The following is a 21,199-nucleotide window of genomic DNA, read 5'->3' on the forward strand; positions in this document are numbered from 1 at the left end:
AATTCACTATTTCTATTTTAAACAATTTTCTTTATAAGTCAAGGACAACAATATAATTTCACAAAATGTACGCAAATTGTTTGCCTTCTTATTATGGATATGCTACTATTAATAAGAATGATTAATAACACTTATAAGTCAGAAGGTAATCATATGGATATTAATTTTGAGCTCTATAAAGTCTTTTACTGTGTGGCGAAAACCCTCAGTTTTTCTGAAGCTGCCAAGGAATTGTTTATATCCCAGTCCGCGGTAAGCCAGTCTGTAAAGCTGCTGGAAAAGCGGTTAGGACAGGCTTTATTTGTGCGCAGCACCAAAAAGGTCCGTCTGACGACAGAAGGAGAAATCCTGCTGCGCCATATTGAACCGGCCATTCAGCTGATTCACCGGGGCGAAAAGCAGATTCTGGAATCGGGAAGCCTGAATGCGGGACAGATCCGCATCGGAGCCAGTGATACGATCTGCCGTTATTTTCTTGTCCCCTATCTGAATGAATTTCATAAGAAACATCCGAATGTAATGATAAAAGTTACCAATGGAACTTCATTTCAGTGTGTGGATCTGCTGGAAAATAATCAGGTAGACTTTATCATTGTAAATTCACCGAATGTGAAGCTGAACCGGATTAAGAATATTGAAGTGATCCATGAATTCTCCGACGTATTTATCGCCAGCAAAAAGGCCTTTCCCGATCTGAAACCGTCCCTTACGCTGGAAGAGCTGCAGCGCTATCCGATATTAATGCTGGAAAAGAATTCTACGACCAGTGAATTTTTATATAACCTGTTCCTCCAGCATCAGCTGGAGCTGGTTCCCTCTGTGGAGCTGAGCAGCAATGATCTTTTGATTGACCTGGCAAGAATTGGCCTTGGGATTGCGTTCGTGCCGGATTTCTGTATCAACGGCAGGGAAGAGGATCTTTCCGTACTCTCCACCTCCGCTAATCTCCCAAAACGCAAGCTGGTGGTCGCAAGCGCGGACCATGTTCCATTATCAACGGCTGTCAAAGCCTTCATTCATACATTAAAGGGGGAAGGTTCCGAATATCCGGAGCCGGAAGAAGTAAAGCTTTAGGAGGGTAGCTTGAAATGAACAAATCAACGATGGAAGAACAATTATCGAAGGGGAAGATACTGCCGCTGCTGCTTAGACTGGCCGCGCCGATTACCATCGCGCAGATCGTAAACGCGCTCTACAATATCGTGGACCGCATCTACATCGGCCAGATGCCGGGAGTAGGCAGCATCTCACTGACCGGACTCGGCCTTACGCTGCCTGTTATCATGATGATAACCGCGTTCAGCAATCTGATCGGCATGGGCGGCGCTCCGCTTTTGTCCATTCGCATGGGGGCGGGCGATAAAGAGACCGCAGGGAAACTGGAAGGAAATTCTCTGACACTGCTGCTGATGATCGGCGCTGCTATCACTGTGATTGGTATTGTATTCTGTGAACCAATTATGGTTTTATTTGGCGCAAGTCCGGACTCGCTGCCCTACGCCGTATCCTATCTGAGAATCTACCTGATTGGTACGATTCCCGTTATGATCAGCCTGGGTATGAATTCGTTTCTGAATGCACAGGGACTTACCTTTCTGGGTACAATGACAATCGCAATCGGCGCCGTCGTCAATATTATCCTGGACCCGATTTTTATCTATGTGTTCCACATGGGAATTGCAGGCGCCGCACTGGCCTCTGTAATCGCTCAGACGATATCGGCTCTCTGGGTATTGTATTCCCTGAACTTTTCGAAAAAGATTACGATTAAACTCAAATGGTCCGATCTGATTGTCACACTGAAAAATGTAAAGGCGATCTGTTCCCTGGGAGTCTCCACATTCATATTCAGCATCAATGAAAGCCTGATTCAGATTTATTTTATCTGGCTTCTGCGTCTGGGCGCGCCGGATATTCCAACCGGGGATGCTTACATAGGAGCTCTGGCGATTATCAGCAGCTTAAACCAGGTGTTTTTCATGCCTTTGAAGGGAATTGTACAGGGTGCCCAGCCGATTGTGGGTTACTGTTACGGGGCGAAAAATTATAAACGGCTGCACAAGGCGATTAACTATGCCAGGGTCTGTTCCATCGTGTGTGCCACGGTGCTCTCCGGCATTATGCTGCTGTTTCCCGGACAGGTGGCCAGGCTGTTTACTTCCGACACGGTGTTGATCGGATTGTGCCACACGACAATTCGGCTCTATTTCTGTATGAACTTCGTAATCGGCATGCAGATGGTCAACCAGAACATGTTTATCGCGATGGGCAATACGAAATACTCCTTCTTCTTCGGCATTTTCCGGAAGGTATTGCTGGGAGCGCCCTTCGCGCTTATCTTTACCCTTATTTTCGGCGTATATGGCGTGTTTATGGCAGAACCGGTTTCCAATACGATTTCCGTCGTTGTCACCTATATTGTATTCAGTAAATTTATGAAGAAGGTAAAAGCAGAATGTGAGGCGGTAAGTCCAGGTTCGGAGGAACCGGGCGCCATTACGGCAAAAGCCGCTTTATAATTTCTCACAGGAAAGGGACCCGTTCATTTGAACCGGTCCCTTTTTATCGTCCGTTTACCCCTATCTGTTACAGCTGCTCTTCGATCGCAGCCTTTAAGTCAGCAATCATCTTTGCATATTCTTCCTCGGACGGATAATATTTATCCGGGAACATCTGGAATACGCCGCCCCACTCATCTTTGTCCTTATACTTAGGAACCAGATGGAAGTGAAGATGATGGCCGGTATCGCCATATGCACCATAATTCACCTTATCCGGATGGTATACCTTATGTATTGCTCTGGATACGATAGCCAGATCATTAAAAAAATCATTTCTCTCTTCATCGGAAAGCTCAATAAATTCTCCCACGTGCTCATGGTGAGCCAGCACACATCTGCCGTATTTACTCTGCTCTTTGAACAGATAAACAATACCCGTTTTCAGTTCACAGATGGGCAGCGCCCAGGTTACCGCTTCTCCCTTTACACAATATCCGCAGTTTGGATCTTTCATATTTTTCTTCCATGCATTTTGCTTTTGTTTTCTGTTGAAAGAATGACAGCATTGCATGGCCTCCATTCTTCTTTTTTTCTTTCAACGCTGACATTTCCGGTATTCCGGTTCCTATATTATACCATAACTAAAAACGTTATGGTACCCCTCCGGGGGGATGTACACTTCGCGCACTGGATAAGGCCTGCGGCCTTATGCGCTCCGGTCACTATCTTTACAACAAAAAAAATAGCCTTCTATGAAAGAAGACTATTTTTTCTATAAAGTGCAGGAAAAGGGACTTGAACCCTCATGATATTGCTATCACACGGACCTGAACCGTGCGCGTCTGCCAATTCCGCCATTCCTGCGTGCTTAATTATACTAACATTAAGACATGCAAATGTCAACACCCTGAACGCAAAAAATTATATTTTTTTCCAAATTACATGCACAATTTAACCAATTAGCAGATCAAGCAGTTCTTCATAGGAATCTACGATATAGTCAGCGCCGTATTCTTCCAGTTCTTCTCTTCCGCCGTAACCGAAGGTAACGCCGATAACATCAATACCGATCAGATGTCCGCCTTCCACATCGTGCTTTCTGTCGCCGACCAGGACCACCTTGTCAAGCTCCGGAATGTCATCGAACATAGCCAGCGTGTCCGCCACTACTTCCGCTTTCTTTAAACGGTTTGTCTCCAGGTTCCCGCCCAGGATATGATGAAAATAACTGGAAATCTGAAAATAGTCCGCGATTCTCTGGACAAATTTGGTGGGCTTGCTGCTGGCCGTGGCCAGGATAAATCCCTCCACCCTCAGATTGGAAAGACACCAGTCCGCCAGAGGATACAGCTTGTTCTCTTTCCATCCCTGCCGGTCATAATACTCTCTGTATAACCGTATGGCATCCGTGATATCTTCCTCTGAAAAGTGGGGCGCTGCCTCGGGGAAAGACTCTTCCAGAGGCGGACCCGCATATTGATACAGCTCCTTGTAATCATCAATGACTACCCCCTTCTCCTTCAGCGCAAACTGCATCGCCTTGGCAATTCCCGCTCCGGAATCACAGATTGTGCCGTCCAGGTCAAATAAAATATAATCATATTGCTTCTTGCTTGTCCCCATATTCTATCTCCGCTATTCGTAATAATAAGCCTTACAGGCTTTACATGATTTTAAGTATACACCACAAAAGCCGCCTGAGGCAACAAAAAGATAGCAGAAAGGATGCCGCCGCGGCGGCATCCTCCTATTATCCACTGAAATTCTTCTATATTATATCTGTATTTATAGTTGGGCAATATCCACCAGGGTAATGTCGGAAGCATCTGTCTCCAGACTGGTCAGCAGCGCGTTTGCCGTATCCAGGGAAGTCAGGCATGTCACTCCCGTCTCTATGGAAACACGGCGGATCAGGAAGCCGTCCCTGGATTTGTCTCTTCCCTGTGTGGGGGTATCAATGACCAGATCAATTTCATGTCCCAGGAGCAAATCCATCAGGTTGGGGGAATCCTGTTCGATTTTATTAACCGGAACAGCATGGACCCCATTTTCTTTCAGGACCCTGGCCGTACTTCTTGTGGCGTATATTTCATAGCCCAGAGCTTCAAACCGCCTTCCCACCTCCACGGCCTCCGGTTTGTCCGCATCCTTCACCGTAATAATCATCTTTTTATGCTTCGGCAGTTTGATCCCCGCTCCCAGGAATGCTTTATAAAGCGCCTCATTAAAGTTCTCCGAGATACCCAGGCATTCACCGGTAGACTTCATTTCCGGTCCCAGAGAAATCTCTGCTCCCCGAAGTTTTTCAAATGAGAATACCGGCATCTTGATCGCTATATACCTAGATACAGGCTGGAGGCCGGGATCATAGCCCATATCCTTTATTTTCCCGCCCAGGATAGCCCTGGAGGCCAGATCTACAATGGGTATACCGGTTACCTTGCTGATATAGGGCACCGTTCTGGAAGACCTGGGATTTACCTCGATGACGTAGACCTCATCCTCATAGACAATAAACTGTATATTAATAAGTCCCACCACATGAAGTGCTCTTGCCAGACTCCTGGTATAGGTTTCAATCACCCTCTGAATCCGGGGCGTCAGACTCTGGGCGGGATACACAGATATACTGTCGCCGGAGTGGATACCAGCCCGCTCCACATGCTCCATAATGCCCGGAATCAAAATCTCTTCCCCGTCACAGACTGCATCCACTTCTACTTCCAGGCCCATCAGATACTTATCGACCAGAATAGGATGCTCCTGTACATTCAAATTAATAATCTCCATAAATTCCCGGATATCATCGTCCGAGATGGCAATCTGCATTCCCTGTCCGCCCAGCACATAAGAGGGACGCACCAGGACCGGATATCCCAGCTCTTTTGCTGCCGCTATGGCTTCCTCCGCAGTAAATACTGTCTTTCCCGCCGGCCTTGGAATACAGCACTGCTCCAGTATCTCATCAAACCGTTCACGGTCCTCGGCTGCGTCCACGTTCTCCGCAGAGGTTCCCAGGATCTTCACGCCCATTTTCAGAAGTGCTTCTGTCAGTTTGATCGCCGTCTGTCCGCCGAACTGTACCACGGCCCCGTCCGGCTTCTCCAGATCCACGATGGATTCCACGTCTTCCGGTGTGAGCGGTTCAAAATACAGCTTATCCGCGATATCAAAGTCTGTACTCACCGTCTCCGGGTTATTATTGACAATGATTGTTTCATATCCGCTTCGTTTCAGAGACCAGGTGCAGTGTACTGAACAATAGTCAAATTCAATCCCCTGTCCGATCCGGATGGGACCAGAACCCAGCACCAGGACTTTTTTCTTTTCCTCGTTCCGTCTGGCTTCACACTCCCCGTCAAAGCAGGAATAATAATACGGGGTGCTTGCGGCAAATTCCGCCGCACAGGTATCCACCATTTTATAAGAAGCAACAATGCCGTTCTCCAGTCTCATTGCCCTTATGTCCCGCTCTGATTTCCCAGTATACCCGGCAATCACCCGGTCCGGATATTCCAGCCTCTTGGCCTCTTTCAGCAGTTCTATCGTCAGCGGTTCCTTCTTTAACCGCTGCTCCATCTCCACCAGAACGGCAATCTTATCCAGAAACCATTCGTCGATCATGGTAATGGCGTGTATCGTTTCGAGGGATGTCCCCCTGCGGAGCGCTTCCGCGATGACAAACAGTCTTCTGTCGTCGATCCGGTATAGATAATCGTGCAGCTTCTCATCCGATATGCCGGAGTAACCGCCGTAATCCAGGCTGTATATGTTCTGCTCCAGAGAACGGACCGCCTTCATGAGCGCTCCCTCAAAACTGGTGCAAATGCTCATCACCTCACCGGTTGCTTTCATCTGGGTGGTCAGCGTTCTCTTCGCCATGATAAATTTGTCAAAGGGCCATTTGGGTATTTTTACAACCACATAGTCAAGAGCCGGCTCAAAGCTTGCATACGTCTTGCCTGTAATGGCATTTTTAATTTCATCCAGCGTATAGCCCAGGGCTATCTTGGCGGCCACCTTTGCAATCGGATATCCGGTTGCCTTGGATGCCAGGGCTGAGGAACGGCTGACCCTGGGATTTACTTCAATGACACAATATTCAAAAGATTCTGGATGTAAGGCATACTGGACATTACAGCCGCCGGTAATATTCAGCTCCGAAATGATATTCATCGCAGAACTGCGCAGCATCTGATATTCTTTGTCCCCCAAAGTCTGGCTGGGGGCAACCACAATGCTGTCGCCCGTGTGCACGCCCACCGGGTCAATATTCTCCATATTGCAGACGGTAATGCAGTTCCCGGCGCTGTCCCGCATCACCTCATACTCGATCTCTTTCCAGCCTGCGATGCAGCGTTCGATCAGACATTGTCCCACGCGGCTCAGGCGCAGCCCATTCGAGCAGATATCCTGCAGCTGTTCTTCGTCCCCGGCGATTCCGCCGCCGCTGCCGCCCAGGGTGTAGGCTGGGCGGACCACAACCGGATAACCGATGGTCCTTGCAAAATCCAGCGCTTCCTCCACAGTAGTTACAACAGTACTGGCAGCCACCGGCTCCCCGATTTTCTCCATAGCCGCTTTAAATTCCTGCCGGTCCTCCGCTTTTCGGATCGTCTCGGCGGTTGTGCCGATCAGCCTCACATGATTGCTCCGCAGAAAGCCTGCTTCCTCCAGTTCCATGGCAATATTAAGGGCTGCCTGCCCTCCCAGAGTGGGCAGCACACTGTCAGGCTTTTCTTTCAGAATCAGCTTCTCCACTACTTCTACCGTGAGCGGTTCAATATATACTTTATCCGCAATGTCCTTATCCGTCATGATAGTGGCAGGATTGGAATTGATCAGTACAACCTCAATCCCCTCTTCCTTCAGGGAACGGCAGGCCTGAGTACCGGCGTAGTCGAACTCCGCCGCCTGCCCAATGATAATCGGGCCGGAACCGATCACCAGCACTTTCTGAATTTCCTTCCTTCTAGGCATTCTTCTTCACCTCCATCATGTGAATGAAACGATCAAACAGGACCTCTGAATCCTTCGGCCCCGCACTGGCCTCCGGATGAAACTGCACGGTATATATATTCTTACCTATATACGCAAGACCTTCATTCGTTCCATCGTTGACATTGACAAAGCTTGCTTTCGCTTTCGCCGGGTCAAGGCTGTCCATTTTTACCATGTATCCATGATTCTGCGTGGAAATATAGACGCGGCCGGTATCCAGATCCTTCACCGGATGGTTGGCCCCTCTGTGGCCGTACTTCATTTTCTCCGTATCAAAACCGCTTGCCAGCGCCATCAGCTGATGTCCGAGGCAGATCGCAAATATGGGTATATCGGTCTGATACAGCTCTCTCAACTCTGCGATAATCGAGGTACATTCTTTGGGGTCCCCCGGGCCATTGGATAGCATAATTCCATCATATCTGCCCGCAATCATCTCGGATGCCGGGGTAAGGGCAGGAAATACCGTCACACGGCAGCCTCTTTTGATCAGACAGCGCACAATATTTCTTTTCAGTCCAAAATCCATCAATGCCACGGAAAGTCCCCGGTCCTTGATTCCCTCCATCTGAAAATCCTCCGGACCATAGGTTTTCTTCTGCGTACAGCTGACCCGTTCGACCACCTTACCGGTGGTGTAGGCGTGAAGTTTTTTCAGGACTTCTTCCATATTATAAGCTTCATCCACCGTGATCATTCCGTTCATAGTACCCTTTTCCCGGAGAATCTTAGTCAGTGCCCTTGTATCAATTCCGCATATCCCGGCTATATCCTGCTCTGTCAGAAACTTCCCGATACTGTCTTCGCTTCGGAAATTACTCGGCATTCTGGACAGCTCTCTGACAATGAAACCATCCGGCCAGGCCCGGTATGATTCCATATCCTCCCGGCAGATACCGTAATTTCCAATCAGGGGATAGGTCATACATACTGCCTGTCCTGCATAGCTCGGATCGGTTAAAACCTCAAGATAGCCGGTCATGGAAGTATTAAACACAATCTCGCTGACAATTTCTTTCTGTGCGCCAATGCTTCTTCCATTGAAAACCGTTCCATCTTCCAGTATCAGAAAAGCCTTCATAAAATCCTCCATTCTGAAGCGTTCATGCTCCTGTCCTTCAAAGTTCGTTTCGTTTGCCTGGGCAGCATAACGAAAACTGAAATAAGCTCAAAAAAGAAGGGGATGGTCCGCTTAACAAAACAAGCAAGCGACTCTCAACCCCCTTCTTTTTCTTACCTATGCCCAAATTGTTAAGATTGTATCATAAAAAATTTTGAAAAACAAGGAATATTTCAACATGTTTCATTACCAATGTCTGCCTGCCATTTTTCTTAATTATATGAAGTATCCAGGTTTCAAAGCACCCCAGGCACACAGCAACGTTTTGATATACAAATCAGAAAGGAAACTTCTTTTTCCCTGAATCATATCCTAATAGTAATAAAATACCAGAAATGAGATTTTTTATGGATGCAACCCGTATTTATCCGGCTCAGGTCGGTACGGAATCTTCCGGCCAGCTGGAAGTAGACGTCATTTCCATGACAGACAACAGCCCGATCGCCGATGCAACTGTTACTATTGCCGAGATCTCCCAGCCGGATCAGATTCTGGAACAGATTACCACCGATTCCAACGGACAGACGGAACAGGTTGAACTCGCCGCACCTCCGGTGGACTACAGCTTGAGTCCTTCTGTCAACCAGCCCTATTCCGAATATACTGTAACGATTGAGGCACCGGGCTTTGAACCGCTTACCATCTCCGGCGCCCAGATATTTGCCAGTGTCATCGGCCTCCAGAGAGTGGCTCTGCTGCCCATGGCTCCTGCCATCGCCTCGGACAGCGAGCTGTATGTGATTCCTCCTCATACGCTTTTTGGTGATTATCCTCCTAAAATTGCGGAGTCAGAAATTAAAACCGTAGATGAAACCGGTGAAATTGTTTTAAGCCGTGTTGTCATACCGGAATTTGTAGTTGTACATGACGGACCCCCTACTGATTCGTCCGCCCAGAATTATTATGTCCGTTACCGGGATTATATTAAAAATGTAGCTTCCAGTGAGATTTACTCCACCTGGCCGGAAGAGACAATCAAGGCCAATATCATGGCGATCCAGTCCTTTACCTTAAACCGGGTTTATACAGAATGGTACCGTAACCGCGGCTATGATTTCACCATCACCAGTTCCACCGCGTTCGATCACAAGTGGATGCCCAACAGGACGATTTATGACACCATAGACCGGATTGTAGACAATATTTTTGCCGATTATCTGTCCCGGCCCGGCGTAAGCCAGCCTATCCTGACGCAGTATTGTGACGGCCGCAGGGTTTCCTGCCCGAACTGGATGAGCCAGTGGGGCTCTAAGTATCTGGGCGATGAGGGTTATGCCGCAATTGATATTCTGAAGTATTACTATGGGGATTCCATCTATGCCAACTATTCAGAAACGATCTCCGGTGTCCCTGCCTCTTGGCCCAGAGAGGATCTGACCATCGGTTCCACCGGCGACAAGGTCCGCCAGATGCAGGAACAGTTAAACCGCATCTCCGATACCTATACCGCCATTCCAAAAATCACGGCTGACGGCATCTACGGACCGGCTACGGCGGATGCAGTCCGGGCCTTTCAGAAAGTCTTCAAGCTCCCCCAGACCGGTGTGACAGACTATGCCACCTGGTACAAGATTTCTGAGATCTATGTAGCTGTAACCAGAATTGCAGAATTGTATTAGAGTGTTTATCGCCTATGCAGTTCCCGCTTCGATATGGCTGCTGCTTTTTGCAGCGGCCCCTCAGGCGGAGCAGGTACAACCGCTTCCCGATCCACATATATCCTCCCCTGGAACGAAAACAAGACTATTCCAGAGGAGTTTGATCCATCTCTGAAATAGTCCTGCCATCAGGCTTTCTTAAAGCTCTGCTTTAGTTTATAGAGTGCTTTTTTCTCGATCCGGCTCACATAGCTTCTGCTGATTCCCATCATATCCGCAATCTCTCTCTGTGTTACCGCCTCCTGCCGGAACAGTCCATAACGCAGGACGATAATCTCTTTCTCTCTCCTGGTCAGCACCTTGTCGATAAACTGATACAGAGATGTGACATTTTCTTTCAATGACAGAGAATCTACAATGTCCTCATCCAATGATTCGATGATGTCCAGGAGACTGATCTCATTGCCTTCCTTATCCGCCCCAATGGGCTCATAAAGATAGACATCTTTTGCCTGCTTTTTTCCGGCACGAAACATCATAAGCAATTCATTTGCTATTCTTACGCCCGGCAGTCTTAAGGCACTCCTGCACCTGGAACCATTCCTGTCCATGAATCAATCCCTCGTGTCTTCCCACAGCCAGAATCCACTCCTGCGGCCGGCGAAGCGTATTTCCCCGCCCGGTTTTCTGAAGCGTCCTGTTATATGCCATTATGCCGTGAACGCCGTCGAAGTCGTAATAATCTCCATAGATGGTGACTCCGTTATGTATGAAATAGTTGTACGCCGCCTCATCCGCAATCAGATAAACGGGATTGGACAGTATATTTTTAACCGTGACCTTCGTAAATGGCTTTCCATTTTTACTGCACAGCCCAAGACTGGCAAGTTCCCGCTCCGTCCCTGCCAGAGTACCGTGCTTTATGTACAGCCGGTATATTTTTCTTACCAGCTTCGCTTCCTCTGGTTTTATCCTCAGATGGCAGGATTTCCGGACCCGTCCTTCCCCGTCTGTCTCCTCCGCCTGATAGGCTTCATAGCCGGTCGGCGTTACACCTCCAAGCCATCGCCCGGTCTTCGCCAGCTCCAGCATATTATCCCTGATACGCTCGGCGATTGTTTCCCGCTCCAGCTGTGAAAACACAGAGGCGATGTACATCATGGCCCTTCCCAGGGCGGAAGACGTGTCAAACTGCTCTCTGATCGAAACAAAATCCACCTTCCATCGTCCAAGCTGTTCGATCAGAACGGCAAAATCCCCGATGTTTCTGCTGATCCGGTCCAGACGATAGCAGACAATAGCCTGGAGCCTGCCGTTTTTGGCCTCCTCCATCATCCGGGCGAACATAGGCCGGTTCAAATTTTTCCCTGAAAACCCTTCATCCTCATATAGCAGAAGCTCCTGTTCTGATTCAGCCATCTGATGATTGAAAATATAATTTCTGCACAGTTCAATCTGGTTGCCGATGCTTTCGCCCTTTCCGGTAAACTTGGATTTTCTGGAATAAATTGCAATCATATAAGATCCATCCTGAATGTTTCTTCTTTCTATATATATTGGAAACAGGATGTACCAAGTCGCCGGATAAGATATTAGACAGGATTTTTTCTCCTTTTCACAATCTGTGAGATAACACCCAGGGCCACCAGAGATACTCCGGTCAGGTCGGTCACAAGTTTCGGTTCAATGAGAAGCAGCCCTCCCACAGTCACACTAAGCCTCTCCAGCATGTTCATTGTACGGAGCATATACCCCTCCATACCCGCGGAAACCCCGAAGATTCCAATCAGAGATGTGACAGCAATCTGTGCGATCTCAAGAGGTGTGGTATCAATCAGCAGCATAGCTGGGTTTAAGGCAAACATATAAGGAATGATAAACGCCGTAATCGCCAGCCTGGTTGCGGTCAGCCCTGTTTTCAGCGGATTGGAGCCTGCAATTGCCGAACCCGCATAAGCGGCCAGTGCCACCGGCGGCGTAATATCTGCCACAATTCCAAAATAAAAGACAAACATATGGGCTGCCAGTGCGGGTACCCCCATCTTAATTACAATCGGTGCGGTAATGGTGGCCATAATCACATAATTAGCAGTGGTCGGTACGCCCATGCCAATAATAATACAGGCGATCATCGTCATGAAAAGGGCTAGAAGCAGACTGTTATTGGCAACTGATAATAGCACTTTGATCAGATCCTGCCCCAGTCCGGTCATCGTTACGATTCCGATGATCACGCCGGAAACCGAGCAGGCAACTGCCACGCCCACTGTGTTTTTCGCACCGTTTTCCAGAGCCTGGGAGAAGGTGGTAAGATTTAACCTGGTGTCTTTGCGGAACATGCTCACAATGACCGCCGTCAGGATGGCATAACAGGCCGCATAGGCGGAGGTCTTTCCCATGCTCATCAGCACAACCAGAACCAGGATAGGCAGGAAAAGATAGCCCCGCCTCAGAAACAGTCTGCCGAAGTGAGGAATATCCTCCCTGGCAAGGCCCCTTAAGCCTAACTTCTTTGCCTCGAAATGGATCATCAGAAAAATGCCTGTAAAATACAGGATAGCCGGAAGTATGGCGGCCAGCGCTATCCGGCTGTAGGGCAGATCCGTCATCTCCGCCATCAGGAATGCCGCTGCTCCCATAATAGGGGGCATAATCTGACCGCCTGTGGATGCTGCCGCCTCCACCGCCGCCGCAAATTCCGGCCGGTATCCCGCCTGTTTCATAACCGGTATAGTCACACTGCCGCTGCCCACTGTATTGGCCACCGAGCTGCCGGAATAGATTCCCTGCAGGGCGCTGGAAATAACCGCAACCTTTGCAGGTCCGCCTGAGGCAAATCCGGCCACCGAGTTGGCCAGGTCCACGAAGAAGCTGCCGATTCCTGTTTTCTCCAGAAAGGCGCCCAGAAAAATAAACAGTACGATAAAGGTTGCACAGACTCCCAGCGGAGTTCCAAGTATCCCGTCTGTCGTATAAAATAGCTGATGAATCACCCTGCGGAATGTAAAGCCTCTTGCAAAGGCATAGACCACAAACCCTCCTGCCACGATCAGGATAGGTATTCCCGCCACCCTCCGGCATGCCTCAATCAGCAGCAGAAGTCCTGCCAGGGCTATGAGCATGTCCAGAGGACTGATGCGAACCGCCCGGTCCGTAATGGTTTCAAAGTTTAGGATATAGTATAAAAAGGAACCTGCGCCGACACAGGCAAAGATCAGATCATACCAGGGCACATGGTTGATTCGCCTGGCCTGACGCCGTCTGACCGGATATATCATAAAAGTGATAAAAATCAGATAGGCCAGGAAGGAAGCCCTTCTGACCTGCTCCCCGGGAGATGCGATCAATGTAATCCAGAACACATAGACCGTAAAAGAGATCAGCAGCGCCCTGACCAGCAGCGCCGGCGCTCCTGTAAAGTGTCTGATATTTGCCTCCCGGTCAAATTCGGCAATCAGATCCCTGCTCTCTTCCTCCCGTATAACCTTTTCCGTGACACGATGTTTCTTCAAAATGCTCTTCCTCTCTTTATCTGACTCTGACATTCGTTGGGCGAAGAAATTCGCCTCGCCGGGCCCTATCTTATTTCCAGTGAAACCGGAGCATTTTTCCCGCACAGTTTTGTCAGGCTGATCTGCTCCTCCCCGATACTCAGAATATGGTCATAAACCGTGCCTACAATCAGATTCAAACGTTCATATGATAAATCCAAGCCGGATACAATCATGCTGCCGTCGCTTCCGTAGCTCAGGACAGCACCCTCACCCAGTTCATCCAGGGTACCCGCCCCGAATGAATAATACCTTGTCTCTGCTGCAAGAATCTTGTCCCCGACCGTACGAAATAGATCTCTCACCGGACTTTTGCTCACAGAATGAACGTAGGAAATCGAAAACTTCAGGCTTTCATCAATCTCCCACTGTCTGTAAATCTGCCCCGTTTCCTGATGATATAAAACCAGCTTTCGGCCGTGGGGTACTAAGAGAACACAAAACAGCAGGATGAAACACAGTAAAAGTCCGCCTGCTGCCAGCACCCTTCGTCTTTGCACGCTCATTCTGATTCCGCTTCATTCTGCAGAACACCAATTTCCCTGTAATATTTCTCTGCGCCTGGATGAAACGGCACCGAAATCCCCTCCACCGCAAAGTCAGGTGATAACTCGGCCCCTCTAGCATGGGCTCCTGCAATCGCGTCCTTCTGTTCAAAAAGTGCTTTTGTAAGCTCATATACCGTCTCTTCCTTCACTTGCCCGCTGACAATCAGCGTTGCCTTAACAGCCAGAGTCACCACATCTTCATCAATCCCCTTATAAGTACCTGCAGGAATGGTATAGCTCGTATAAAAAGGATACTTCTCCATCAAGAGAGCCGCCTGCTCCGGGTCCACCGAAAGCATGGCGATCCGGTTTGTAGTACCTAGATCCATGATTGCTGTAGTCGGAACACCGGCTGTGCAGAAAAACGCATCAATCTTTTTATCCTTCATCGCATCGGCCGATGCCGTAAAGCTTAAATTCTGTTTGCGGATGTCCTGAAACGAAATACCATAGATATCCAAAATCTGTCTTGCATTTGTCTCCACTCCGCTGCCTGCGTCTCCCACGGATACCGTTCTTCCCCGCAGATCCCAGATGGAACGGATGCCGGATGCCGGATCTACAATAATCTGGCAAACCTCTCCGTAGAGAGCACCCAGCGTCTGAAAGTCCTGTATGACTTCTCCCTCAAACAAATTAGTACCATGATAGGCATAATCCATCACGTCATTCTGTACAATAGCCATCTCCACCTCGCCGTCGGCCACCAGCTGGATATTCGCCTTGGATGCACCCGTAGACTGGACATTGAAGCGATAACCGGTTGTATCTTCCAGTATCTGGGCCATCGCCGTCCCATAGGCATAATATGTTCCGGTATTGCCGCCGGTAGCAAGCCGAATCCGCTGCCGGTCTCCGGAACAGCCGCTTAATAGCAGCGCGGTTATCATAAAAACTCCGAAAAGAAAAGACCGTTTCACGCTCTCCTACCTCCCATTATTTTCCTAGTGAAAGGATTCCCTTTTCGTTTCCCCGCTATGCATGAAAATTAATTACAGAACATGGAATTAAAATATAACGCTGTCTGAACGCCCAGGACTCACTGTTTTCTTACATCGGTAAGAATAGCATTATCTATACATCGTGAAGCATAGGTAGCAAGATGGATTCCCTTGTCAATATCAAAGGTATCAATTGCTTTGATCAGGCCGATTACGCCGATGGATATTAAGTCATCCGTATCCTTTTCCCCTGTTGCATACTTTTTAACAATATGAGCTACCAGCCGGAGATTTCGCTCTATCAGAATTTTTCTTGCCTCTTCATCGCCGTTTCGGAATGCCTTAAAATACTCGTATTCCTCCTGGGCGGTGAGAGGCTTGGGAAATGATTTCAAAAGTGCAGGCGCTCCTTTCATAGGGGTTATTAATACTTTATGCCATACAGAAAGTCCTAGTGCTATTGGACATAAAAGATGGAAAAGACCTGGTTTTCCTAAAAAAACCAGGTCTCGATACATCTATCATGATTCATTTATAATGCCGCCTGTCAGAGGCCCTCTGTTCTCTCAGTCCGCACATTCCTGCAGACGAATCACCTTGACCGGACACTTCTCGGCACATTTTCCGCAGCCGGTACACTTGGCCGGATCAATATGCGCCAGATTATTCTCTACCGTGATAGCCCCGGTTTCGCATACCCGGGTACAGAGCGTACAGCCGATACAGCCCGCATTGCAGCCTGCCTTAACTGCTTTGCCTTTATCCTTTGAAAAACACTGTACCAGATATTTTGAGGCGTAGGGAACCAGCTCAATCAGATGATTCGGACAGGCCTCCACGCACATTCCGCAGGCCCGGCATTTTTCCCGGTCCACTCTTGCAATCCCGTTAACTACATGAATTGCATCGAAGCGGCAGGCTTTCACACAGGTACCATATCCCATGCAGCCGTAGTTGCAGATAAATTCACTCCGGCCCGGCGTGAAGAAGGCCTGCTTGCAATCCGCCGTCCCATAATAGGTATACTTTGTCTTTATATTTTCACAGGTGCCGGAGCAGCGGACAAATGCTACCATCTGTTCTGTCTCTTCCGCCTCCACACCCATGATCTCACCGATCGCTTTTGCTCCTGCCGCTCCTGCCACAGGGCAGGCATTGACGGGTGCTGTTCCCTCCGCAATGGCTTTTGCCAGCCCGTCACAGCCAGGATAGCCGCAGCCGCCGCAGTTATTTCCCGGAAGGCACTCTCTCACAGCCACCTCCGTCTCATTCACTTCAACCTTTAATTTCTGGCCGGCAACCCCCAGCAGGAGGCCGATGACGATGCCGACCATGCCTACCACAACGGCAGCCAGAATGATTCCGCTTCCCATCTGTTTTCCTCCTTACAGTAATCCGCCGAAGCCCATAAAGGCAATCGCCATCAATCCAGCCGTAACCAGGACGATCGGCATTCCCTTAAACGATTCCGGAATATCATTGTCTTCAATCCGCTCTCTGATACTGGCCATAATAACAATCGCAATCAAAAAGCCAACTGCGGTTCCAAATCCGTTTACCAAACTCTTGACAAAGCCATTTCCCTTCTGGATATTGGTAAGCGCCACGCCTAAAACCGCACAGTTGGTAGTGATCAGCGGAAGATAAACTCCCAGCGCCGAATAAAGTGCCGGGCTGATCTTCTTGAGCACCATCTCCACCAGCTGAACCAGAGCGGCGATAACGAGGATAAATACAATCGTCTTTAAATATTCCAGACCATGATTTGCCAGTACCAGATCATAGATCACCCATGTGATGGCGGTAGAAATCGTAATAACAAATATAACCGCAGCACCCATTCCGGCAGCTGTTTCGATCCGCTTTGAGACGCCCAGGAAAGGACATAGTCCAAGAAACTGGCTTAAAACAACGTTATTAACAAGGGCTGCTGAAATAAGTACAAGTATCATCTCTTTCATTTCTCATTCCCCCCTGCTTCCATCTGCTCCCGGTGGAGTGCGTTCTTATTCGCCGTCCTTTCACAGCCCACGCAGGACATACAGTCGCCTCCGCAGGCCATCTTAATTCCCTCTGGCCCGTTCGTCGCCGAAGGCGCCTTCAGTTTATTCTGAAGTGCAGTCAGACAGGCCAGAACAAAGAATGCGCCCGGCGCCAGCACCAGAATCGAAACCGGCTCATAGGACGCCGGCATGATACGATATCCGAAAACCGTACCGGCTCCCAGAAGCTCTCTGCAAAAACCGATCACCGTCAGCGCGGCCGTAAATCCAAGGCCCATGCCGATTCCATCAAATACGGACGGTATAACCGGATTCTTTGAGGCATAGGATTCTGCTCTTCCAAGGATAATACAGTTGACAACAATCAGCGGAATATAGATGCCCAGTACATTGAACAGAGACTGCACATAAGCCTGGAGCAGGAATTCCACCATGGTAACGAAAGTAGCGACAATTACTATGTAAGCCGGCATACGGACTTTATCCGGAATAATCTTTCTCAATGCGGAAATCATTGCATTGGAACATACTAAAACCACCATGGTGGAAAGCCCCATACCAAGTCCGTTCATGGCTGCGGTTGTAACCGCAAGGGTAGGGCACATACCAAGCATCAGCACAAAAGTGGGATTCTCTTTGATGATGCCGTTAAAAAGCCGTTCCATACATCGTTTCAATCTTTTTCCCTCCTCACTGATTTGCTCTGCAGTATTTGGCAAATGCAAGCCCCGCATTGACCGCCTCTGTCACCGCATTGGTGGTAAAGGTGGCGCCGCTGATCGCATCTATTTCATTATCCTGGGCTGCCCCGGTCTTTACAGACTGGACCATATCCGCCCTGATACCGGAAAACTGGTTCTGAAAATCTTCATCCTGGCATTTAGCGCCCAGCCCCGCAGTCTCGCTCATCTGCAGTACCTTGATTCCGGTCAGAACCCCATCATTATCAACACCGAGAGAAATTGTAATGGCTCCGCCATAGCCGTTATTAGACGTTGCTTTCATCACAATGCCCACTGTGTCTCCGGAAGTGTTTTTCGCCTCCATCGCTTCGTCAACCAGCACGCCTTCCAGGTTCAGATCCGCTATGATCTGCTCGCTGCTGCTCACATTATCATTCAGCGCCTGGGATTCTTCAAATACATCGGCCTCAGGGAATACCTGGCGGTAAGCCTCCTGTGTCGCCTTCTCATTCGCCGCTTCGATCGGCTCCTTGGTAATATCAAATATAAAGCCCAGCAGAAGTCCGGATACAAGAGTAATGGCAAACAAAATCAACGCGTCTTTTAGTATCGTTTTCATCTCTTGACCACCTTTCCTTTCATTCCGAACGGAACCGGCATCGTAATCTTTTCAATTAACGGAACCATCAGGTTTCCAAGAAGAATCGCATAGGATACGCCGGCCCCGCCGAATTTCCGAAAAACAGCGGTCATGCAGCCGAGAAATATACCATATACAATTCGCCCTGTCTTGGTAACCGGACAAGTTACGTAATCGGTGGCCATAAAGAAAGCCCCCAGCATCAGACCGCCGCCACACAGCTGAGCCGCCAGATAGTGAAGATCAAAGCCCCTTCCTCCGATCAGCAGGATCAGCACGCTGAACGAAAGCAGATAGCAAAGAGGAATCCGCAGGCTGATCACTCTGCGGGCCAGCATATAGGCCGCGCCGATCAGAATCGCGATTACGGAAGTCTCCCCGATCACACCGGAAACCCTGCCCAGAAACATATTGGATAAATTCACCGCTTCCCCTGCCTTTACCAGCTGGAGGGGCGTAGGGCCGCTCACGCCGTCCAGGGCCGGATATGTAGTCATGCGGGATGCAAAGGAAATCAACAGAAAACATCTGGCAGCCAGGGCCGGATTTACAAAATTCTGCCCCAGGCCTCCAAAGAGCTGTTTTACCACAATGATAGCAAAAATATCGCCCAGCATCACCAGCCAGATCGGCACGGTTGCCGGCATGTTCAGTCCCAAGAGAAGCCCTGTGACAAGAGCGGAGCAGTCGCCGGTGCGCACCGGCTGCTTCATCAGCTTCTGCCATACATATTCAGCCAGCACGGAAGTGGCCACGCTGGTCACCAGGATAATCAGGGCCGGAAGCCCGAAATTGTAGACTCCGAACAGGCTGGCCGGAATCAGTGCAATGGCCACATCCCTCATAATCGTAGCGGTGGTGTCTTTCTGCCTCGTATGAGGTGATACGGATACATTGTATAATTCTAATTCGTTCATAAAAACACCCCCTCTATTTTTTCTTTCGTTTCGCCAGCACGCTTCGTCTTGTCTGGCGGAAAGCCTGGGTCAGATAGCGCTTCGCCGGACACACATAGGTACAGCTGCCGCACTCATAACATTCCATGCCGTTTAAAGCCACAAATCTTTCTTCATTCAGACGGAAAGCCGCCTCTGCCATCTTCTGAGGCACGATACGGCTGGGACAGACCTCCACGCACCGGCCGCACCGGATACAGGGACCGGGCTCATGCTCCGCCACCTCATCCTTCGTCAGTGCCAGCAGCGCCGAAGAAGTCTTGGTTACCGGAACATTCAGATCAAACAGGGCCATGCCCATCATGGTACCGCCCGAAATTACTTTCTCCGGTTTCTCCTTAAACCCGCCTGCCGCTTCCAGAAGTTCGGCATAATTTGTACCGATCCTGGCCTGATAATTGCCCGGATTTGCAATGGCATCCCCGGAAACCGTAACGATTCGCCGCATTAGGGGAGTGGACTCACACACTGCCATGTAAATGGCAACCGTGGTGTCCAGATTCAGCACAATACATCCCACATCCGAAGGGAGCATGGAGGAATTGCTGGTTCTGCCGGTTGCGGCATAGATCAGCATACGCTCTGCACCCTGGGGGTATTTTGTCTTTAAAACCTTCACTTCAATGTTCGGTTCGTCCTTCGTCTGCTCCCGGAGTATTTCAATCGCCTTCGGCTTATTATCCTCAACCATGATACAGCCTTTTGCGTTGGGGAACAGCGCCAGAACCACCTTTAAGCCATTCACCACTTTCTGCGGTGCTTCAAGCATAACCCGGTAATCTGACGTAAGATAAGGCTCACACTCAGCCCCGTTCACCAGAATATAGTCTATCGCATTATCATCCTTCGGTGTGATCTTCACATGGGTGGGAAAACCAGCTCCGCCCATTCCGGCGATTCCTGCATCTTTCACGGCCTGCCGGATCTCTTCTTTGGTCATGCCTTTGTAATCCCTATGTACACCAAACCCCTCAACAGGCGTATATTGATTGTCATTCTCAATGATAATGGCATCTACCATATCTCCTGAGACAATCCTGCGTTTTTCAATTCCCTTAACAGTCCCTGACACCGTACAGCAGATATTCGCGGAAATAAAAGCACTGGCCTCCGCAATCCGCTGGCCCATCAGAACATGATCCCCCGCCGACACAATCGGTCTGGCCGGTGCCCCCAGATGCTGAACCACCGGGTAAACCAAATCCCCTTTCGGCAAATGTTCGATCGTCGGCACATCCATGGCCAGTTCCTTTCCCTCGTAGGGATGGATGCCTCCGATAAATGTTCCCAGTCTCATTTACCTACCCCTTTCTTCGTTTCAGTCTTCCCGCCAAACTTTTCTGCCGTCAGCAGATTTGTGTAAAAAACTAAAACACATTTCATCGTTTGTCACATAATTGTTAGATAAAATGATAAAGGAAAAAACGCAAAAACGCAATGATTGTACTTAAAAAAAGACTGTGAAGTTTTTAACGAACACATGTTCCTGAGCAGGCCGGTTTTTCCTTTAAATAAGGCGCTTTCCCTTGTTAAATTTTGAACATTCTTTTCTTTTCACAGGACGCTTTTCCCTCCGTATATATCGTTAATCAACATCATTTTCCAAACTCTTCCTTTTCGCAATTTTATAAACTTTCTGATAATTATTCTACAATGT

The 21,199-nt window shown here is 48.9% G+C and carries 18 protein-coding genes, 1 tRNA gene and 1 pseudogene; 3 read left to right on the plus strand and 17 right to left on the minus strand.

Features of this window, described 5'->3' with window-relative positions; all coding sequences use genetic code 11:
* Nucleotides 1–153 precede the first annotated feature (153 nt).
* Both ABCW47_RS07435 and ABCW47_RS07440 read left to right on the plus strand, forming a co-directional pair.
* On the plus strand, nt 154–1,074 hold the full coding sequence (locus ABCW47_RS07435; RefSeq protein ID WP_343209220.1) for a LysR family transcriptional regulator: 921 nt from the start codon (nt 154–156) through the stop codon (nt 1,072–1,074).
* Nucleotides 1,075–1,088: 14 nt separating this feature from the next.
* Nucleotides 1,089–2,519, plus strand: a complete 1,431-nt coding sequence (locus tag ABCW47_RS07440) for an MATE family efflux transporter (protein WP_343209221.1) — start codon at nt 1,089–1,091, stop codon at nt 2,517–2,519.
* A gap of 67 nt (nt 2,520–2,586) precedes the next feature.
* Here the strand turns inward: ABCW47_RS07440 and ABCW47_RS07445 are convergent, their stop codons facing one another.
* The 5 genes from ABCW47_RS07445 to ABCW47_RS07465 all read right to left on the minus strand — a co-directional run bounded on the left by ABCW47_RS07445 (nt 2,587) and on the right by ABCW47_RS07465 (nt 8,583).
* Nucleotides 2,587–3,015 (minus strand): HIT family protein, encoded by a 429-nt coding sequence (locus tag ABCW47_RS07445; protein ID WP_343209222.1) that lies wholly within the window; start codon nt 3,013–3,015, stop codon nt 2,587–2,589.
* A gap of 266 nt (nt 3,016–3,281) precedes the next feature.
* Nucleotides 3,282–3,365 (minus strand) — tRNA-Leu (locus tag ABCW47_RS07450).
* 87 nt (nt 3,366–3,452) lie between these two features.
* A complete protein-coding gene (locus ABCW47_RS07455; RefSeq protein WP_343209223.1) occupies nt 3,453–4,124 on the minus strand; it encodes an HAD hydrolase-like protein in 672 nt (223 codons plus the stop codon).
* Nucleotides 4,125–4,286: 162 nt separating this feature from the next.
* The gene (gene carB, locus ABCW47_RS07460) at nt 4,287–7,481 is read right to left on the minus strand and encodes a carbamoyl-phosphate synthase large subunit (RefSeq protein ID WP_343209224.1); all 3,195 of its coding nucleotides are present in this window, start codon (nt 7,479–7,481) and stop codon (nt 4,287–4,289) included.
* Nucleotides 7,474–8,583, minus strand: a complete 1,110-nt coding sequence (locus ABCW47_RS07465) for a carbamoyl phosphate synthase small subunit (RefSeq protein WP_343209225.1) — start codon at nt 8,581–8,583, stop codon at nt 7,474–7,476. The genes carB and ABCW47_RS07465 overlap by 8 nt, the downstream gene beginning before the upstream one ends.
* Before the next feature lie 386 nt (nt 8,584–8,969).
* On the opposite strand from ABCW47_RS07465, the gene ABCW47_RS07470 reads away from it, so the two are divergent.
* The gene (locus ABCW47_RS07470) at nt 8,970–10,241 is read left to right on the plus strand and encodes a peptidoglycan-binding protein (RefSeq protein ID WP_343209226.1); all 1,272 of its coding nucleotides are present in this window, start codon (nt 8,970–8,972) and stop codon (nt 10,239–10,241) included.
* Nucleotides 10,242–10,408: 167 nt separating this feature from the next.
* On the opposite strand, the gene ABCW47_RS07475 is transcribed toward ABCW47_RS07470, so the two are convergent.
* The 12 genes and pseudogenes from ABCW47_RS07475 to rsxC form a co-directional block, all read right to left on the minus strand.
* Nucleotides 10,409–10,759, minus strand: coding sequence for a sigma-70 family RNA polymerase sigma factor (locus ABCW47_RS07475; protein WP_343209227.1), 351 nt, complete (start codon nt 10,757–10,759; stop codon nt 10,409–10,411).
* 7 nt (nt 10,760–10,766) lie between these two features.
* Nucleotides 10,767–11,738, minus strand: a complete 972-nt coding sequence (locus ABCW47_RS07480) for a recombinase family protein (protein ID WP_343209228.1) — start codon at nt 11,736–11,738, stop codon at nt 10,767–10,769.
* 74 nt (nt 11,739–11,812) lie between these two features.
* Complete coding sequence (locus ABCW47_RS07485) at nt 11,813–13,732, minus strand: TRAP transporter permease (RefSeq protein WP_343209229.1); 1,920 nt, start codon at nt 13,730–13,732, stop codon at nt 11,813–11,815.
* Nucleotides 13,733–13,797: 65 nt separating this feature from the next.
* Nucleotides 13,798–14,277 carry a DUF1850 domain-containing protein gene (locus ABCW47_RS07490; RefSeq protein ID WP_343209230.1) on the minus strand — a complete coding sequence of 160 codons (480 nt, stop codon included), beginning with the start codon at nt 14,275–14,277 and terminating at the stop codon, nt 13,798–13,800.
* A complete protein-coding gene (locus ABCW47_RS07495; RefSeq protein WP_343209231.1) occupies nt 14,274–15,239 on the minus strand; it encodes a TAXI family TRAP transporter solute-binding subunit in 966 nt (321 codons plus the stop codon). The genes ABCW47_RS07490 and ABCW47_RS07495 overlap by 4 nt, the downstream gene beginning before the upstream one ends.
* Before the next feature lie 128 nt (nt 15,240–15,367).
* Nucleotides 15,368–15,655 (minus strand): annotated as a pseudogene (locus ABCW47_RS07500) (sigma-70 family RNA polymerase sigma factor); the annotation flags it as partial.
* 171 nt (nt 15,656–15,826) lie between these two features.
* A complete protein-coding gene (locus ABCW47_RS07505) occupies nt 15,827–16,633 on the minus strand; it encodes an RnfABCDGE type electron transport complex subunit B (RefSeq protein WP_343209233.1) in 807 nt (268 codons plus the stop codon).
* A 12-nt stretch (nt 16,634–16,645) separates the two neighbouring features.
* Nucleotides 16,646–17,221 (minus strand): electron transport complex subunit RsxA, encoded by a 576-nt coding sequence (gene rsxA / locus ABCW47_RS07510; RefSeq protein ID WP_343209234.1) that lies wholly within the window; start codon nt 17,219–17,221, stop codon nt 16,646–16,648.
* Nucleotides 17,218–17,940 carry an RnfABCDGE type electron transport complex subunit E gene (locus ABCW47_RS07515; RefSeq protein ID WP_343209235.1) on the minus strand — a complete coding sequence of 241 codons (723 nt, stop codon included), beginning with the start codon at nt 17,938–17,940 and terminating at the stop codon, nt 17,218–17,220. Before ABCW47_RS07515 ends, rsxA begins: the two co-directional genes overlap by 4 nt.
* A gap of 13 nt (nt 17,941–17,953) precedes the next feature.
* Nucleotides 17,954–18,565: an RnfABCDGE type electron transport complex subunit G gene (locus tag ABCW47_RS07520; protein ID WP_343209236.1), complete on the minus strand. Its 612-nt coding sequence runs from the start codon at nt 18,563–18,565 to the stop codon at nt 17,954–17,956.
* A complete protein-coding gene (locus tag ABCW47_RS07525; protein WP_343209237.1) occupies nt 18,562–19,503 on the minus strand; it encodes an RnfABCDGE type electron transport complex subunit D in 942 nt (313 codons plus the stop codon). The genes ABCW47_RS07520 and ABCW47_RS07525 overlap by 4 nt, the downstream gene beginning before the upstream one ends.
* 13 nt (nt 19,504–19,516) lie before the next feature.
* Nucleotides 19,517–20,839 (minus strand): electron transport complex subunit RsxC, encoded by a 1,323-nt coding sequence (gene rsxC / locus ABCW47_RS07530; RefSeq protein ID WP_343209238.1) that lies wholly within the window; start codon nt 20,837–20,839, stop codon nt 19,517–19,519.
* Between the last annotated feature and the right edge of the window lie 360 nt (nt 20,840–21,199).

The organism is Anaerolentibacter hominis (genome assembly GCF_032380675.1).
In the GTDB taxonomy this organism is placed as follows: domain Bacteria; phylum Bacillota; class Clostridia; order Lachnospirales; family Lachnospiraceae; genus Anaerolentibacter; species Anaerolentibacter hominis.

Excerpts from the sequence above, each read along its gene's own strand:
- ABCW47_RS07435 (WP_343209220.1), top strand. The coding sequence starts at position 154 with ATGGATATTAATTTTGAGCTCTATAAAGTCTTTTACTGTGTGGCGAAA.
- rsxC (WP_343209238.1), bottom strand. The coding sequence starts at position 20,839 with ATGAGACTGGGAACATTTATCGGAGGCATCCATCCCTACGAGGGAAAG.
- carB (WP_343209224.1), bottom strand. The coding sequence starts at position 7,481 with ATGCCTAGAAGGAAGGAAATTCAGAAAGTGCTGGTGATCGGTTCCGGC.
- ABCW47_RS07525 (WP_343209237.1), bottom strand. The coding sequence starts at position 19,503 with ATGAACGAATTAGAATTATACAATGTATCCGTATCACCTCATACGAGG.
- rsxA (WP_343209234.1), bottom strand. The coding sequence starts at position 17,221 with ATGAAAGAGATGATACTTGTACTTATTTCAGCAGCCCTTGTTAATAAC.
- ABCW47_RS07455 (WP_343209223.1), bottom strand. The coding sequence starts at position 4,124 with ATGGGGACAAGCAAGAAGCAATATGATTATATTTTATTTGACCTGGAC.
- ABCW47_RS07445 (WP_343209222.1), bottom strand. The coding sequence starts at position 3,015 with ATGAAAGATCCAAACTGCGGATATTGTGTAAAGGGAGAAGCGGTAACC.
- ABCW47_RS07475 (WP_343209227.1), bottom strand. The coding sequence starts at position 10,759 with ATGATGTTTCGTGCCGGAAAAAAGCAGGCAAAAGATGTCTATCTTTAT.
- ABCW47_RS07520 (WP_343209236.1), bottom strand. The coding sequence starts at position 18,565 with ATGAAAACGATACTAAAAGACGCGTTGATTTTGTTTGCCATTACTCTT.
- ABCW47_RS07465 (WP_343209225.1), bottom strand. The coding sequence starts at position 8,583 with ATGAAGGCTTTTCTGATACTGGAAGATGGAACGGTTTTCAATGGAAGA.
- ABCW47_RS07470 (WP_343209226.1), top strand. The coding sequence starts at position 8,970 with ATGGATGCAACCCGTATTTATCCGGCTCAGGTCGGTACGGAATCTTCC.
- ABCW47_RS07505 (WP_343209233.1), bottom strand. The coding sequence starts at position 16,633 with ATGGGAAGCGGAATCATTCTGGCTGCCGTTGTGGTAGGCATGGTCGGC.
- ABCW47_RS07490 (WP_343209230.1), bottom strand. The coding sequence starts at position 14,277 with ATGAGCGTGCAAAGACGAAGGGTGCTGGCAGCAGGCGGACTTTTACTG.
- ABCW47_RS07480 (WP_343209228.1), bottom strand. The coding sequence starts at position 11,738 with ATGATTGCAATTTATTCCAGAAAATCCAAGTTTACCGGAAAGGGCGAA.
- ABCW47_RS07440 (WP_343209221.1), top strand. The coding sequence starts at position 1,089 with ATGAACAAATCAACGATGGAAGAACAATTATCGAAGGGGAAGATACTG.